Source organism: Marinospirillum alkaliphilum DSM 21637, assembly GCF_900119735.1.
GTDB classification, from domain to species: Bacteria; Pseudomonadota; Gammaproteobacteria; order Pseudomonadales; family Halomonadaceae; genus Marinospirillum; species Marinospirillum alkaliphilum.
This window is the reverse complement of record NZ_FPJW01000002.1, coordinates 174,136-188,751: the sequence shown is the minus strand read 5'-3', so window position 1 is coordinate 188,751 and position 14,616 is coordinate 174,136. Positions and strand designations below refer to the sequence as shown.

Annotated in this window: 16 protein-coding genes; 12 read left to right on the top strand and 4 right to left on the bottom strand. The window is 54.2% G+C overall.

Translation table 11 applies throughout. The features are described 5' to 3' along the window. The first annotated feature begins 121 nt into the window (after positions 1-121). Both BT114_RS04140 and BT114_RS04135 read left to right on the top strand, forming a co-directional pair. Entirely contained in the window at positions 122-1,639 is a 1,518-nt protein-coding gene (locus BT114_RS04140; protein ID WP_072325077.1) for a leucyl aminopeptidase, read from the top strand. After that, on the top strand, positions 1,639-2,067 hold the full coding sequence (locus BT114_RS04135) for a DNA polymerase III subunit chi (protein ID WP_072325076.1): 429 nt from the start codon (positions 1,639-1,641) through the stop codon (positions 2,065-2,067). The genes BT114_RS04140 and BT114_RS04135 overlap by 1 nt, the downstream gene beginning before the upstream one ends. Before the next feature lie 39 nt (positions 2,068-2,106). Here BT114_RS04135 and BT114_RS04130 read toward each other — a convergent pair whose 3' ends face one another. Continuing rightward, positions 2,107-2,484, bottom strand: coding sequence for a hypothetical protein (locus tag BT114_RS04130; RefSeq protein ID WP_072325075.1), 378 nt, complete (start codon positions 2,482-2,484; stop codon positions 2,107-2,109). A 191-nt stretch (positions 2,485-2,675) separates the two neighbouring features. On the opposite strand from BT114_RS04130, the gene BT114_RS04125 reads away from it, so the two are divergent. The 6 genes from BT114_RS04125 (at position 2,676) to BT114_RS04100 (ending at position 7,641) form a co-directional block, all read left to right on the top strand. Next, positions 2,676-5,528 carry a valine--tRNA ligase gene (locus tag BT114_RS04125; protein WP_072325074.1) on the top strand — a complete coding sequence of 951 codons (2,853 nt, stop codon included), beginning with the start codon at positions 2,676-2,678 and terminating at the stop codon, positions 5,526-5,528. Between the two features lie 10 nt (positions 5,529-5,538). Next, positions 5,539-6,153, top strand: a complete 615-nt coding sequence (locus tag BT114_RS04120) for a YitT family protein (RefSeq protein ID WP_072325073.1) — start codon at positions 5,539-5,541, stop codon at positions 6,151-6,153. 66 nt (positions 6,154-6,219) lie between these two features. Beyond that, entirely contained in the window at positions 6,220-6,444 is a 225-nt protein-coding gene (locus tag BT114_RS04115) for a hypothetical protein (protein ID WP_072325072.1), read from the top strand. Beyond that, positions 6,444-6,833 carry a type II toxin-antitoxin system VapC family toxin gene (locus BT114_RS04110; protein WP_218163451.1) on the top strand — a complete coding sequence of 130 codons (390 nt, stop codon included), beginning with the start codon at positions 6,444-6,446 and terminating at the stop codon, positions 6,831-6,833. The genes BT114_RS04115 and BT114_RS04110 overlap by 1 nt, the downstream gene beginning before the upstream one ends. Positions 6,834-6,883: 50 nt before the next feature. Next, entirely contained in the window at positions 6,884-7,198 is a 315-nt protein-coding gene (locus BT114_RS04105; protein WP_072325070.1) for a type II toxin-antitoxin system HigB family toxin, read from the top strand. Beyond that, on the top strand, positions 7,195-7,641 hold the full coding sequence (locus BT114_RS04100) for a helix-turn-helix domain-containing protein (protein WP_072325069.1): 447 nt from the start codon (positions 7,195-7,197) through the stop codon (positions 7,639-7,641). The genes BT114_RS04105 and BT114_RS04100 overlap by 4 nt, the downstream gene beginning before the upstream one ends. Here BT114_RS04100 and epmA read toward each other — a convergent pair. Together epmA and efp are read right to left on the bottom strand one after the other, a co-directional pair. Next, on the bottom strand, positions 7,622-8,575 hold the full coding sequence (epmA, locus tag BT114_RS04095; protein WP_072325068.1) for an EF-P lysine aminoacylase EpmA: 954 nt from the start codon (positions 8,573-8,575) through the stop codon (positions 7,622-7,624). The two genes, BT114_RS04100 and epmA, sit on opposite strands and share 20 nt — an antisense overlap. Positions 8,576-8,734: 159 nt before the next feature. Beyond that, positions 8,735-9,301: an elongation factor P gene (gene efp / locus BT114_RS04090; protein ID WP_072325067.1), complete on the bottom strand. Its 567-nt coding sequence runs from the start codon at positions 9,299-9,301 to the stop codon at positions 8,735-8,737. A 27-nt stretch (positions 9,302-9,328) separates the two neighbouring features. Here efp and epmB point away from each other — a divergent pair, with 27 nt between their 5' ends. Together epmB and BT114_RS04080 are read left to right on the top strand one after the other, a co-directional pair. Continuing rightward, positions 9,329-10,372 (top strand): EF-P beta-lysylation protein EpmB, encoded by a 1,044-nt coding sequence (gene epmB / locus BT114_RS04085; RefSeq protein ID WP_072325066.1) that lies wholly within the window; start codon positions 9,329-9,331, stop codon positions 10,370-10,372. A gap of 18 nt (positions 10,373-10,390) precedes the next feature. After that, a complete protein-coding gene (locus tag BT114_RS04080) occupies positions 10,391-12,052 on the top strand; it encodes a hypothetical protein (protein ID WP_072325065.1) in 1,662 nt (553 codons plus the stop codon). A 7-nt stretch (positions 12,053-12,059) separates the two neighbouring features. Here BT114_RS04080 and BT114_RS04075 read toward each other — a convergent pair whose 3' ends face one another. Next, positions 12,060-12,368 carry a Rieske (2Fe-2S) protein gene (locus BT114_RS04075; RefSeq protein WP_072325064.1) on the bottom strand — a complete coding sequence of 103 codons (309 nt, stop codon included), beginning with the start codon at positions 12,366-12,368 and terminating at the stop codon, positions 12,060-12,062. Positions 12,369-12,717: 349 nt separating this feature from the next. Here BT114_RS04075 and BT114_RS04070 point away from each other — a divergent pair, with 349 nt between their 5' ends. Then, positions 12,718-13,386, top strand: a complete 669-nt coding sequence (locus BT114_RS04070) for an outer membrane beta-barrel protein (RefSeq protein ID WP_072325063.1) — start codon at positions 12,718-12,720, stop codon at positions 13,384-13,386. A gap of 274 nt (positions 13,387-13,660) precedes the next feature. Continuing rightward, positions 13,661-14,593, top strand: coding sequence for a porin (locus tag BT114_RS04060; RefSeq protein WP_084661888.1), 933 nt, complete (start codon positions 13,661-13,663; stop codon positions 14,591-14,593). Positions 14,594-14,616 lie beyond the last annotated feature (23 nt).

Below are 14,616 nucleotides of genomic sequence, written 5' to 3'. Positions count from 1 at the left end.
CAAAACTCCCACAGACAGACGATGCATTTCTTAATCAAAGCCATTATCCTACAGCGCATCAGGGTTGTCTTGCCGCACAGGACAAATTGCCCTTTTTCTGACTGAATCTGACGGAGCTGACATGAACTTCAAACTGGTTACCCAATCTCCCGCCCTGACGGAAACCGCCTGCGTGGTGCTTCCGGTGCTGCAGGATGGTAGCCTGACCCCTGCCGGTGAAGCCCTCGACAAGGCCACCGAATCCCTGGTGCGCCAGCTGATTGAACGCGGTGATTTCAAGGCCAGACTCGGCAAGACCTTTCTGATGCCTTTTGCACCCGGTGCTGAAGCACAGCGCATCCTGCTGGTTGGCATGGGGGAAGAAAACAAGCTCACCGACAGCAAATTCCGCAAAGCTTGTCAGGCTGCTTATGACCACCTGGCCCAGCTCAGCCTGCATGACTGCCTGATCACACTGGCTGACACACCCCTGAAGCAGCGGGACTCCGCCTGGAAACTGCGGCTGCTGGCAGAAATGGCCGAAACCAGTTTTTATCGTTTCACTGAATTCAAGTCAGTTGCTGCCAACGAAGATTTACCCACCGAAATCAACTTCTGGTGGCCAGACAATCACGAAGGCAAGGATGGGGAAAAAGCACTGGCCATCGGGCAAGCCATTGGCCAGGGTAAAAACCTGGCACGCACCCTCGGCAATCGCCCCGGCAATGTCTGCACTCCGATTCACCTGGCAGACACTGCACTGGAACTGATAACAAAAGACCCGGCGTTCACTGCCACCATTCTGGATGAACAGCAGATGGCAGAGCTGGGCATGAACAGTCTGTTATCCGTTGGCAAGGGCAGTGACCAGCCACCACGACTGATTGTGGTTGAATACAAGGGCTCCAAGGACCCTGAAGCCCGCCCCCATGTACTGCTTGGCAAGGGCATCACCTTTGATACCGGCGGCATCAGCCTGAAGCCGGGTGAAGGCATGGACGAAATGAAATTCGACATGTGTGGTGCTGCCAGTGTTCTGGGTGCCCTGGAAGCCGTGCGCCAGCTCAAGCCAAAACTGAACCTGGTGTTCATGATTGCCGCTGCCGAGAACATGCCCTCCGGACGCGCCAGCAAACCCGGTGACATCTACACCACCCTGTCGGGTAAAACCGTGGAAGTGCTCAACACTGATGCAGAAGGCCGTCTGGTGCTCTGTGATGCCCTGACCTACGCCGAACGCTTCAACCCGGAAACCGTGGTGGACATTGCCACCCTCACGGGTGCCTGCATCATTGCACTGGGCCACCAGGCCACCGGGCTGCTGAGCAACGATGAAGACCTGGCCGCAGAACTGCTGAAAGCCGGTCTGGACGCTGAAGATCGTGCCTGGCAACTGCCACTGTGGGAAGAATATCAGGAACAACTGGACTCCAACTTCGCCGACCTGCAAAACATCGGTGGCCGTCCGGCAGGCACCATCACAGCAGCCTGTTTCCTGTCACGTTTTGCCGAAAACTTCCGCTGGGCACACCTGGATATCGCCGGTACGGCCTGGCATTCCGGTAAACAGAAAGGTGCCACCGGTCGTCCGGTTGGTCTGCTGGTGCAATACCTGCTGATGCAGGAAGCCAGTGCAGAAGTCAGAGAAACGGCTGTCTGATGACCCAGGTGGACTTCTACCTGCTCCCGGAAGGCAACGAGAGTAACCGCATTGATTTTGCCTGCCGCCTGGCTGAGACCATCTGGCGCAAGGGCCACCGACTGTACATCCACACCGGTGATGAACAGCAGGCCCGTGCGTTGGATGAAAAGCTCTGGAGCTTTAAACCCGATGCTTTTATTCCTCACGGGTTAATTGGCAATCAACCGCCATCACCGGTCGAAATCGGCTGGCAGGAAGATCCCGGTGATCACCATGATGTATTGCTGAACCTGGACCTGAAAGTGCCCATGCATTTTTCACGCTTTCAGCGAGTGGCAGAAATCATTGATGACAGCGAAGCAGTGCGAGAGCCCAAGCGGGCCGACTGGAAGTTTTACAAGGAAAGGGGTTATCCGGTTCGCACCAACGACATGCGCCAGAAATAAGCCGAAAGCCCCTGATTTAATGCTATCAGCAGGGTCTTTCTAGTGGCGCTGCGGAGGCATCAATCCCGTATAAATCACATCCAGCAGATCCGGACCATCCTCCTCATCACAGATCACTTTCACATGGCGGTTTAACATCAAGCCGCCACCTACCTGCAACACTGGATTATCCACACCCACCAGGCGCATGTCTTCACGCAATTGCTTGATCAACGCACGAAGCTGCAGCGGATCTGGAAAATCCATTCCAACACCATTCAGATAAAGTTTCAGTTGCTCATTCGGTAAAGCCACCATCGGATCTTCCTTGAGTAAACGCTGCAGGATCACCGCTGTCAGCTGGCTGATTTCCACACGCACCGCGCCCCGGGTGAGAGCAGGCGGATGAATGGTGAGCACTACACTGGCTTCATGCATGGTTGAGTCTTCACCCAGAAGATTGTTTCAAATGGTAAAAAAGGCAACATCTGGTAAGCATAACCTGAATGGCCCTGTTTTGCAGCCAACAGCATTGGGGTTTTTGACGATGCAGCCGCACAAGCAAAAAGCTATAATCCCGCGCAACTCATACTTTTGTCCAGAACAACCGAAAACGCAACGGAAAATCCATGACCAGCAAGCCAGAAGCCTCCCTCGACAAGACTTATCAGCCTGCCGATATTGAACAGCGCTGGGCCACGGAATGGGAAAACAAAGGGTACTTTCGTCCATCCGGTCAGGGTGAAGCCTACAGCATCATGATTCCACCGCCGAATGTCACCGGCAGTCTGCACATGGGCCACGCCTTCCAGGATTCCATCATGGATACCCTCACCCGCTGGCAGCGCATGCAGCAGAAAAATACCCTGTGGCAAGTGGGCACGGATCACGCCGGTATCGCTACCCAGATGGTGGTGGAGCGCAAACTGGCCGCTGAAGAAGGCAAAACCCGCCACGACCTGGGGCGTGACAAGTTTCTGGAAAAAGTCTGGGAATGGAAAGAAGAATCCGGCGGCACCATCACCCGCCAGCTGCGTCGCCTCGGTGCCTCGGTGGACTGGGATCGTGAGCGCTTCACCATGGATGAAGGTTTTTACAAAGCCGTGCAGGAAGTGTTTATTCGCCTGTATGACGAAGGCCTGATTTATCGCGGCAAACGCCTGGTCAACTGGGACCCGAAACTCCATACCGCCATTTCCGATCTGGAAGTCGAAAACAAGGACCAGCAGGGCAACTTCTGGCACTTCCGTTACCCGCTGGCGGATGGCGTCACAACAGCTGACGGCAAGAATTATCTGGTGGTTGCCACCACCCGCCCGGAAACCCTGCTGGGTGATACCTGTGTGGCGGTCAATCCCAAAGACGAGCGTTATGCCTCCATCATCGGCAAGGACGTGATCCTGCCGTTGGTCGGTCGCCGCATTCCAGTGGTAGCCGATGACCATGCCGACATGGAAAAAGGCTCCGGCTGCGTCAAAATCACCCCAGCCCACGACTTTAATGACTATCAGGTCGGCAAACGCCATCACATGCCCTTGATCAACGTGATGACACTGGATGCCGCCATCCGCGATCAGGCTGAAGTCTTTAATCTGGACGGCACCATCAATGAAGCCGTGGACCCCACCCTGCCTGAGTTGTTCCGGGGTCTGGATCGTTACGAAGCACGCAAGCTGCTGGTGGCCGAAATGGACACCCTCGGGCTACTGGAGAAGGTGGAAGCCATCAACAACACCCTGCCCTACGGCGACCGCTCCGGTGTGGTGATTGAGCCACTGCTGACCGATCAATGGTTCGTGAAAATTGCGCCACTGGCCGAACCGGCCATCAAGGCGGTGGAAAACGGTGACATCCAGTTTGTGCCGAAACAGTATGAAAACATGTACTTTGCCTGGATGCGTGACATTCAGGACTGGTGCATTTCACGCCAGCTCTGGTGGGGTCACCGGGTACCGGCCTGGTATGACGAAAGCGGCAACATCTATGTGGCACAAAGTGAAGAAGCCGCCCGCCGCAAATACAATCTGGGACAGGACGTCAGCCTGGAGCAGGACAGCGATGTACTGGACACCTGGTTCAGCTCCGGTCTGTGGACTTTTGGCACCCTGGGCTGGCCGGAACAGACTGACGAACTCAAAACCTTCCACCCCACCAGTGTGCTGGTGACCGGTTTTGACATCATCTTTTTCTGGGTGGCACGCATGATCATGCTGACCCTGAAATTCACCGATCAGGTGCCCTTCAAGACCGTGTATGTCACCGGCCTGATCCGTGATGACAACGGCCAGAAGATGTCCAAATCCAAGGGTAACGTACTCGACCCGCTGGACATGATTGACGGCATTGATCTGGACAGCCTGCTGGAAAAACGCACCAGCGGCATGATGCAGCCCCAGTTGGCAGAAAAAATTGCCAGACAAACCCGCAAAGCCTTCCCGGAAGGCATCGGTGCCCACGGCACGGATGCCCTGCGTTTCACCCTGCTGGCGATGGCCACCACCGGCCGTGACATCAACTGGGATATGAAACGCCTGGAAGGTTACCGGAATTTCTGTAACAAAATCTGGAACGCCGCCCGCTATGTGCTCAGCAACACCGAAGGTGAAGACTGCGGCACCCAGAACGAAGCAGTGGAACTGACCCTGGCCGACCGCTGGATCATCTCCCGTCTGCAGGAAACCGAAGCAGCCATCACCCGGCATCTGGAAAGCTACCGCTTTGACCTGGCTGCCAACACCTATTACGAGTTTGTCTGGAACGACTACTGCGACTGGTATCTGGAACTGTCCAAACCGGTACTGTGGAACGAAGAATCCAGTCCTGAAGCCCTGCGCGGCACTCGCCGTACACTGGTGCGAGTGCTGGAAGTCATCCTGCGCCTCGGCCATCCGATGATGCCGTTCATCACTGAAGAAATCTGGCAGCGTGTGAAAGGGCTGGCCGGTGTGGAAGGGGATACCCTGATGCAGGCCCAGTGGCCGGTGCCGAATGAGTCACGCATGGATGCTGCAGCAGTCAGCGACATCGAATGGGTGAAGGGTGTGATTCTTGCCGTGCGCGAACTGCGTGCCGCCAACAATCTGGCACCGGGCAAACCCCTGCCGATTCTGATCCACAACGCCAGCACCGAAGATCAGCAACGCCTGGAAGCCAACCGCCTGTTCCTGCAGAAACTGGCCAAACTGGAAAGTATTGAACTGGCCGACACCCTGCCAATGAGCGCCATGCAGCTGGTGGGGCAGATGGAAGTGCACCTGCCGCTGGCCGGTTTCATCGACAAGGATGCTGAAATTGCCCGCCTGCAGAAGGAAATCGACCGCCTGCAGCAGGATATTCAGCGCACCGAAGCCAAGCTGGGCAACGAAGCCTTTGTCAGCAAGGCACCGGCTGCCGTGGTGGAAAAGGAAAAAGCCAAAATCGAAGAAAACCGTCTGGCCTGCAACAAACTGCAGGAACAACAGGAACAGCTGAAAGCCCTGTGAGCACACAGCCGTGATTGAAGACAACAAACACCGCCAGCACAGCCTGATTGAAGATGCGCTGGCCCTGATCACTGCCACGCCCCTGGTGGCACTCGGGGTCACCTTCTACAGCCATGCCGAACTGCTGACCGGCAGTACCGCAGGGCTGGCCTTTCTGATCAAGTACCTGACGGAATGGGGCTTCGGCCCGGTGTTTTTTGTACTCAACCTGCCGTTTTACCTGCTGGCGTTTCTGCGCATGGGCTGGAAATTCACCCTGCGCACCTTCTGTGCGGTAGGACTGGTCTCGCTGTTTGCGGAACTCACCCCGCAATGGGTGAGCTTTCACCAACTCAGCCCGGTGTATGCCGCCCTGCTGGGTGGCATGTGCATGGGGCTGGGCATGCTGATGCTGTTCCGCCACCGCGCCAGCTTAGGCGGCGTCAACATCCTGGCACTCTACCTGCAAGATCGCTTCAACATCAGCGCCGGCAAATTCCAGATGAGTGTTGATCTGGTGATTGTACTGGCCGCCCTGCTGGTTCTACCGGTCGACAAAGTACTGCTCTCCATCGCCGGTGCCGCCATCCTCAACCTGATCCTCACCCTCAATCACAAACCGGGACGTTACCAGGGCGTGAGTTGAAGCCTTGCCTTCATACTTACCCAGGCACTATGCTGACAACAGACAGTAGCTATTGAGGGGATTCTGATGGAAGCCGTGCGTTTTTATACCCAGCCCGTAGATGGACAAGTGATCGTTCGTCTGCCAGCGGCACTGGCCAATATCGAACAGCTTGAAGTCATCGTTTTACCCGCCAACGAGACAAAAGTGCATGAGCGGCGCAAACCCAACCCGTTATTAATGGATAGCCTGGAACTGTCAGACGATCTGATTGCACCGGCCGTACCGGAAAGCGACTGGGATGCGCACTGATGCTGCTGGATACCCATATCTGGATTCGCTGGCTGACTGCCTCAAACGGGGAACAAGCCTTACCTGGGCATTTAGTTGAAAAGATTGAGCTGTCGCCAACGCTGGCCATCAGTGCCATTTCCTGCTGGGAGCTGGGTCAACTGGTCAAACGTAACCGTTTAAGATTGCAAATGCCGATGGAGCAATGGCTGAATCTGGCTTGCGAAGGTATCCAGGTGATTCCAGTTGACCGTGGCATCGCTGAACTGGCCGCCCACCTGCCGGAACACCATCGCGACCCCGCCGACCGATTTATCATCGCCACCAGCTTGATCCATAACCTGCCCTTAATCAGCCTTGACCAGGCTTTTAAACAGTATCAGGAACTGGCTGAGCACTTGGTCGGTTGACATTTTGTCAACTCACAGCGAGAATCACGACAAGCAGAAGGGAAACTGCCATGCACATCATTTCCAGAAAGCCTTTTAACGATGCCTGCAAACGCTACCCTGGCGCGTCCACTGCCATAGAGCGTACTTACCGGGTTCTGCGAAACAGTGATTTCAGCTCACCCGATGAAATGCGAAGGGTTTTTCCTTCACTGGATAATTTCAGGTACAGGGATAAATGGTGGGTTATCGATATTCATGGCAATAGTCTGCGGTTGATTGCATTCATTGAGTTTCGGGACAACCGCATGTATGTCAAACACTTGGGCAATCATGCCGAATACGACAAACTCTGCAAACACTACGCACAGGAGCCTGAAACATGAATTTTGATCTGATCAGAAGCAAGGCTCGCGACCTGTTCCAGAGTGCACCCTTTTTTTATGAAATCCAGACCGAGTCCGACTATCTGGAAGCGCTCGCCTTGCTGGATGAATTGATGGTCGATTATGAAAATCAACGCCCCCTGATAGAACTCCTGTCCACTCGCATTGAGCAATGGGAAAACACCGCAAGCGAGTTTACTGCTTTTAATCAGGCCTGCACTCAAGCCGACCCAGCCATCGACCTGCTGAAAACCCTGATGGAGCAGCATCAACTGGATATGAGCCAGCTACCCGAAATTGGCAGCAAGTCACTGGTATCTCGCATCCTGAAGGGAGAGCGCAGCCTGACCCGTAAACACATCGAACAACTCAGCCAGCGTTTTCAGATCAGCCCGGCATTATTTTTTGCTTCCAGCAAGCCCGTCACCAACGCAGCGCACTGAAGGTCAGCACCTCATCCAGTGACTCGGCCTGCAGGGCCAGCATCACCAGCCGATCAAATCCCAGCGCAATACCACTGCATTCTGGTAAGCCCTGTTGCAAGGCTTCAATCAGCTTGGTATCGGGAGAGATTTGCTCTTTGCCCAGTGCCCGGCGCTGGGCATTATCCGCCTGAAAACGTGCTGCCTGCTCATCCGCTGCCGTCAGCTCCTGATAGGCATTGGCCAGCTCCAGCCCATCCACATACAGCTCAAAACGACTGGCCACGGCATGACCATAAGCATCCTGATGCACCTGCGCCAGCGCTGCCTGACTGGCCGGGAACTCATACAACACCACCCGACCCAGTTTTTTGAACCCCGGCTCCACCTGATGACTGATCAAAAGATCCAGACAGGCATCCCGGTCCAACTGCTCGGCATTTATGCCGGAACAAGCCACACAGGCGGCACGCAAGGCATCCAGACTGGCAGCAAAAGGGTCCAGCCCGACCTGCTGCAAAAAGGCTTCCCGATAGGTCAGGCGCGTATAACTCGCAGCACCCAGTAGCTCATCCACCAGCGCACAGCATTCATGCTCCAGTTCAACCAGTGACCAACCGGGGCGATACCACTCCAGCATCAGAAACTCAGGGTTATGCCTGCGGCTCACCTCACCATTACGGAAACACGGCCCCAGCTGATAAATCGGTCCACTGCCTGCCGCCAGCAACCGTTTCATGTAAAACTCGGGAGAGGTCTGCAGGTACAGCGTCTGCGACTGCGCCGAGCCACCTTCCAACTGAGTCACAAAAGAATCCAGCAACGGATCGGTTGATCCACCGGGTCCCAGCACGGGTGTATTCACCTCCAACACCCCACGCCGGGCGAAAAAAAGCCGGGTTACATTCAACAACCCGGCACGCTTGAGCAATAGACTATTCACTTTATCGGTCATCTGTTTACTCAAGTAGCATCTGACTGACTGCAAAAAATCTTGCGAGCTAGTGATATGCGAGGCAGAAACAGGCGAAGAAGCGGAGTTTACAAGTGGTAAATGAGCATTCTGAGCCTGTTTCTAACAAAGCAGATCCGACGCACAGCTGATTTTTCCAGATCAGGCGCGGCTGACGTATTCACCTGTACGCGTATCGATTTTCAGGAGGTCGCCTTCATTCACAAACAAAGGCACCCGCACCACTGCACCGGTCGGCAGGGTTGCCGGCTTGGAACCACCCTGAGCCGTATCACCTTTCACGCCCGGGTCTGTCTCAGTCACTGGCAGTACGATAAAATTCGGCGGAGTCACGCTGATCGGCGCACCGTTGTACAGGGTAACCATGTACACTTCCTGCTCTTTCAGCCACTTGCTGGTTTCACCCAGCGCACGGGCATCAGCACCCACCTGCTCAAACGAACCGTCGGTTTTCATAAAATGCCAGAATTCGCCGTCGGTGTAGAGGTATTCCATGTCGATGTCCATCACATCAGCACCTTCCACCGAGTCACCGGACTTGAAGGTTTTTTCACCGACACGGCCGGTCATCAGGTTGCGGTACTTCACACGAGTGAAGGCCTGGCCTTTACCGGGTTTGATGTGCTCGATGTCCATCATGGAGCAGGGATCACCCTCCAGCATGAACTTGAGGCCGCCTTTGAACTCATTGGTTGCGAAATTCGCCATAACTCGGATCTCTGAATAATTAAAACCATGGAACAGACATTAAAAAGCTGGTCGCCAATCATACCGAAAAGCACGGCAGGCGACCACTGGAGCGAAACACTCCGACACGCCATTCGTGATCCACTGCAACTCTGTGATCGACTGGGACTGGATCCAGATCAACTGCCCGGTGGGCGGCAAGGTTTGCAGCAGGGCCATGGGTTATTTCGTACTCTGGTGCCAGAGCCTTTTTTACAACTGATGGAACCGGGTAACCCGCAAGACCCCTTGTTGTTGCAGGTACTGCCACTGGGCAGTGAAAACCAGCCACAGCCGGGCTTTGTCACCGACCCGCTGCAAGAACAACAGGCCAACCCACTGCCGGGCCTGATCCACAAATACACCTCACGGGTACTGCTCACCACCAGCGGTGCCTGTGCCGTCAACTGCCGCTATTGTTTCCGGCGGCATTTTCCCTATGCCGACAACAGCCTCAGTGAGGCTGCCACCGAACAGATCATCCATTACCTGCAGCAACACCCACAGGTGAATGAAATCATCCTGTCCGGCGGTGATCCACTGGCTACCCCGGATGCCCGGCTGGCAAAACGCATCCGGCAACTGGAACAACTGCCTCAACTCAAGCGCCTGCGCATTCACACCCGCCTGCCGGTGGTGATCCCATCACGCATCAATGACGAGCTGTTAACCTGGTTAAGTGCCACCCGCCTGCAAACCCTGATGGTACTGCATATCAACCACCCACAGGAAATCAGCCCGGAACTCGAAAAAGCCCTGGCACGCCTGCATCAAAGGGGTGTAATTCTTCTGAACCAAAGTGTTTTATTGCGCGGCGTCAACGACAATCCTGTAACTCTTGGCAATCTTTCTGAAAGATTATTTGAACAGAAAGTTATGCCGTATTATCTTCATGCTTTTGATCCCGTAGCAGGTGCCGCCCACTTTGCAATAGATGATCAGCAAGCAAAAAGAATCTACCAACAGCTGTTGGCCAGATTACCCGGCTATCTGGTACCTCGGCTGGTTCGGGAACAACCGGATCAGCCATCCAAAACACCGCTGGGATGGTAACCATTACAAGGATAAAATATGAACCCCTTGCCACTGCATTTTCCAGAACTCACCCGGGATCAGCTGAACTGCTGTGAAACCCGACTGGAAGCAGTAGAACAGTGGCTACAACACCTCCCCCTGGCCCATCCACCTGCCAGCGCTGAAAAGCTCAACACCCTGCTGCAAGAGTTTAATCAACTCAGGTTATTGCCACCGCGCCGACTGGAATGGCTGGATAAAATTGCCCCGGTTGCTGTTCATACTCTGGGAGAACTGGATCAGGGACCACACCTGCACCAGGAAGGTGAGCTCAGCCAGCAGCTACAGGAACAGCTGGCCCAAAGCTACAAACGCTGCATCAACGACCTGCTGGCCCTGCGCGATCAACTCCCTACCCCCATCCTGGCTCGCAGCCTGCTTGCATCCCTGCATGCAGCACTCTTGCATGGTGGTGCGTTGATCCTGCGCGCCTGCAAGCTGAGTGTTGCAGCCCCGGAGTACAGCTGGCCAGAGCTCAACCTGCTGTATCACATTGCCAGCCAAAGCCGCCTGCAGCATAAAAAAATCCAGCAACAACAACCGAATACCTGTGAGGCAGCCTACCTGCAAGTGGTGTTACTTGGGCTGATTCAGGCTGAAACCCTACGACCGGATGAACTGCAGCAACTCTGGCCATTACTCGCCAGTTGGGCTGCATTGGTGCAAATATTGCCTGCTGATGCACCTGAGCGCTTGTTTCAAGTGGTCACCAATAATGGATGGCAACCCCAGCGCAGCCAGCCACTGGAGCAACAACCCACCGAGCGGGACCTGGGCCTGAATACGCTCGCACTAACCAGCCAACTCAGCGAACACCTGCAACAGGGTAATGATCCACTGGGCAATCGTCTGATTCAGCACCTGCTGGCCTGTCTGGGTGAACCCCAGGAGCGCAGCAGCCCAAGAGTGGCATCCAGCGGCGACATCCAGCTGGCACTGGGTTTACGCAGCGTGCACTACCACCTGAACAATCGCCAACCCTTTGAAACCCTGATCGCTGGACAAAACTTCAAAGTCAACACTCAGAACAACCCCTTCATCAAGGAAGATCAGCCCGACCCCTGGGCCTCTGCACCTGATGCAGTAGAGAACAAGAGTATTGGCACACTTGCCATCATAGAACTGGACACCGAAGTCAGCACCAGCGTTGAAAACGCTCTGGATCGCCGCTACCCCATCCACCAACTGCAGCTGGTTAATACCAGCGCCACTGGCTATTGCCTGCTCTGGCCGGGTCAGGCACCACCCCAACTACGCACCGGCGAACTGATTGCCCTGCAGGAGCGCACAGGCACCCCCTGGCAACCGGGCATGATTCGCTGGATCAGGGATGTCAAAGAAGGCCAGCAACTGGGCATAGAACGGCTCGGCGGCCGCCTGCAACCTTGTGCCATCAAACCGGTCATCAAAATTGGCCCTCCTGCAGACTACCTGCCCGGCTTTTTATTGCCTGAACTCAAGGTGCTCGGTGTCCCCGCCAGCGTTATCACACCTTTGCTACCCTTTAAAGAAGGGCAAAAAGTCGAAGTCAGCAGCAAACCCCAGGGCGTACAACGCGCACGTCTGGCCGAACTGCTCAGCAGCCCCGGTGAATTTCAGCAATTCAGCCTGGAAAACATTGGCCATGACGACTTAAGAAGTTTCGGCTTAATATCATGAACCAGCCTCAGGCCTGCACATAGATGATGCCTTTCTCCACCTTCACCGGAAAAGTGGCAATGTCTGTATAAGCCGGAGGTGTCAGCGCCTTTCCGGTGCGCAGACAAAAACGTGCACCATGACGGGGACAAACCAGCAGCCCTGCCTCAATACAACCCCCATCAAAACCCCTGCGGTCATGGGAGCATTCATTCAGCACAGCCAACAACTCACCCTCGGCACGAGCCACCAACACCTCATCACCGTCTTCGTTTTCAACAATACGAAACTGGCCATCCACCAACTCATCATCCTTACACACCTGAATCCACAGCATTTTTTATAACCCCCAATGATTAATGTCGCCTGCTGACTACAACAGGATGAAATTCTGCCGCGCAGTATACTTCACACAACATTCAACAGCCTGTCACTGGTTTGCAAAACACTGTGTAAAACTGGCACGAACGCTGCATTGCACCAGAGGACAGGGGTCGCAAATCCTGATACAGGTCGATGATTTTACTGAATGAAACAGGATTTGCGGCGGTATCAACCACCAAAGCATTGCAATTTGATGGAAGAATTATTAAGGTTGCACTGCGAAAGAGTTCTGGACCGTGTGCAATGACTGCAAACGGACGGATGTTCCAACTGGATTAATCCACGAAATAGGAAGTAAATCGATGAAAAAAACACTGATCGCTGCCTCTGTAGCCGCCCTGACTGCTGGCTTTGTAGCTGCTCCTGCTTTTGCCCAACTGCCGGAAGGCGTTGAAGCCTACGTTGCTGCTGAACTGTACCAGCCGACTGATTCCGACCTGGACACCGCAATGGTTCTCGAAGCTGGTGCTTCCTACCAGCACGAAACCGGTGTTTACGGTGAGTTCATCCTGACCACCATGGATCTGCTGGACTCCGACGCTGATTTCTCTGATAACAGCGCCATTGAACTGAACCTGGGTTATGCCGGTGCTGTTAACGAACAGCTGGGCTACTATGCTGGTATCTCCTACCGTGACAATGTTGGTATGGATTTTGACAGCCAGTGGCTGTTTGTGGGCGTTGATTTTACTGTTGACGCCGACCTGACTCTAGGTGCTTACTTTGAAAAGAACCTGGACTCTGACGCTAAAGACAGCCAGCTGGAACTGCGTGCTGACTACACCGGCGTAGAAGTGGTTGACATCTTTGCTGAACTGGCCCTGGGCCTGGAAGATGCCGAGAACAAATCTCTGGAAATCGGTGTTGGCAAAGAGTTCCTGCCCCAGCAAGTTGCTACCGCTTCTTTTGTAGCTGATCTGGAAGAGTCTGACTTCAGCTACCTGAAGTTCACCTACACCTACAACTTCTAAGTTGAGGGTGTAAGCTGCGAAAACTTCTTTCGCGCTGACTCAAAAACCGGCCTCTTGCAGGCCGGTTTTTTTATGGCTTTTCATCAGCTTAGTCATACCGAAAAAAACCTGTTTTCATCCCCGATTCATCAGACTGACCTTTTTCTGTCATTTTCTGCTGCCAATATCGGCCGGGAGTTGAGGCTGGTGCTGCACTGCAAGATAAAAAAACGTGCAACCCACCCGACCTTTTCACCCGTTTGTAACGGAACCTGAAGAAAGCAAAAGGTAAATCATGATGAAAAAGACGCTGTTAGCTTCTGCCGTAGCTGCCACCCTGGCCACCACTGGTGCACAAGCCGCCAACATTATTGATCAGGATGGCACCAAGGTTGACGTTTATGGTCGCCTGCAGATGGAGCTTTACAACAATGGCACCGTCAACCAGATCCAGGACAATGGCTCACGTATCGGCTTCCGCGCCAGCCATAAAGAAACTGAAAACCTGACCGTTTTTGCCAATCTGGAATTCCGCTTCAAGCCTGACGAAGCTTCCGGCCAGAATATCACTCCACGCAACTCCTTTTTTGGCGCTCAGGGTGACTGGGGTAAATTCTGGGTCGGTAACTTCGACTCCATCTACTTTGACTATGTTTCCGGTCGCATCGAATTACAACAGCGTGATGGCGTAGACTACACCAGTGGTAGCAAGAATGGCCGTGCTGACAGCCTGGCTTATGAATACAAGGCCGGTGATCTGAAATTTGCCGTGATGGCCAAGCACTATGTCGATGTGGCAGCAGAAGAAGAAGCATTTAACCTGCAGGCCGCTGTTTCTTTTAATCTGGGTGATCTGAACCTGGCTGTGGCTTTTGACCAGAACAGCGATGAAGACGCTGTAGGTGGCACTGGCAATGCACGTATCGGTGTAGGCGCTACCTACAAACTGGATGCCCTGACCGCTCACGCCCTGGCTGAAATGGAAGATGGTGAAACCCGCTTTGCACTGGGTGCCAAGTACAACCTGGGTGTATCCGATGTTTACGCTGCTTTCAGTGTAACTTCTGAAGACTTTGAAGCAGAAGGCAAGTACACAGACCTGGAAAGCGCCATTCTTGTGGGTGCCACCTACAAGTTCAGCAAACCCATGTTTGCTTATGCTGAAGTTGCTGCCGGTGACAAGTACGAAGACAGCACCTTCACCGTTGGCGCTCGTTACAGCTGGTAATCGCACCAACAGACTGAGCAAGG

Excerpts from the sequence above, each read along its gene's own strand:
- BT114_RS04110 (WP_218163451.1), top strand. The coding sequence starts at position 6,444 with ATGCTGCTGGATACCCATATCTGGATTCGCTGGCTGACTGCCTCAAAC.
- BT114_RS04070 (WP_072325063.1), top strand. The coding sequence starts at position 12,718 with ATGAAAAAAACACTGATCGCTGCCTCTGTAGCCGCCCTGACTGCTGGC.
- BT114_RS04105 (WP_072325070.1), top strand. The coding sequence starts at position 6,884 with ATGCACATCATTTCCAGAAAGCCTTTTAACGATGCCTGCAAACGCTAC.
- BT114_RS04135 (WP_072325076.1), top strand. The coding sequence starts at position 1,639 with ATGACCCAGGTGGACTTCTACCTGCTCCCGGAAGGCAACGAGAGTAAC.
- BT114_RS04125 (WP_072325074.1), top strand. The coding sequence starts at position 2,676 with ATGACCAGCAAGCCAGAAGCCTCCCTCGACAAGACTTATCAGCCTGCC.
- BT114_RS04130 (WP_072325075.1), bottom strand. The coding sequence starts at position 2,484 with ATGCATGAAGCCAGTGTAGTGCTCACCATTCATCCGCCTGCTCTCACC.
- epmB (WP_072325066.1), top strand. The coding sequence starts at position 9,329 with ATGGAACAGACATTAAAAAGCTGGTCGCCAATCATACCGAAAAGCACG.
- efp (WP_072325067.1), bottom strand. The coding sequence starts at position 9,301 with ATGGCGAATTTCGCAACCAATGAGTTCAAAGGCGGCCTCAAGTTCATG.
- BT114_RS04075 (WP_072325064.1), bottom strand. The coding sequence starts at position 12,368 with ATGCTGTGGATTCAGGTGTGTAAGGATGATGAGTTGGTGGATGGCCAG.
- BT114_RS04115 (WP_072325072.1), top strand. The coding sequence starts at position 6,220 with ATGGAAGCCGTGCGTTTTTATACCCAGCCCGTAGATGGACAAGTGATC.
- BT114_RS04100 (WP_072325069.1), top strand. The coding sequence starts at position 7,195 with ATGAATTTTGATCTGATCAGAAGCAAGGCTCGCGACCTGTTCCAGAGT.
- BT114_RS04060 (WP_084661888.1), top strand. The coding sequence starts at position 13,661 with ATGATGAAAAAGACGCTGTTAGCTTCTGCCGTAGCTGCCACCCTGGCC.
- BT114_RS04140 (WP_072325077.1), top strand. The coding sequence starts at position 122 with ATGAACTTCAAACTGGTTACCCAATCTCCCGCCCTGACGGAAACCGCC.
- BT114_RS04080 (WP_072325065.1), top strand. The coding sequence starts at position 10,391 with ATGAACCCCTTGCCACTGCATTTTCCAGAACTCACCCGGGATCAGCTG.
- epmA (WP_072325068.1), bottom strand. The coding sequence starts at position 8,575 with ATGACCGATAAAGTGAATAGTCTATTGCTCAAGCGTGCCGGGTTGTTG.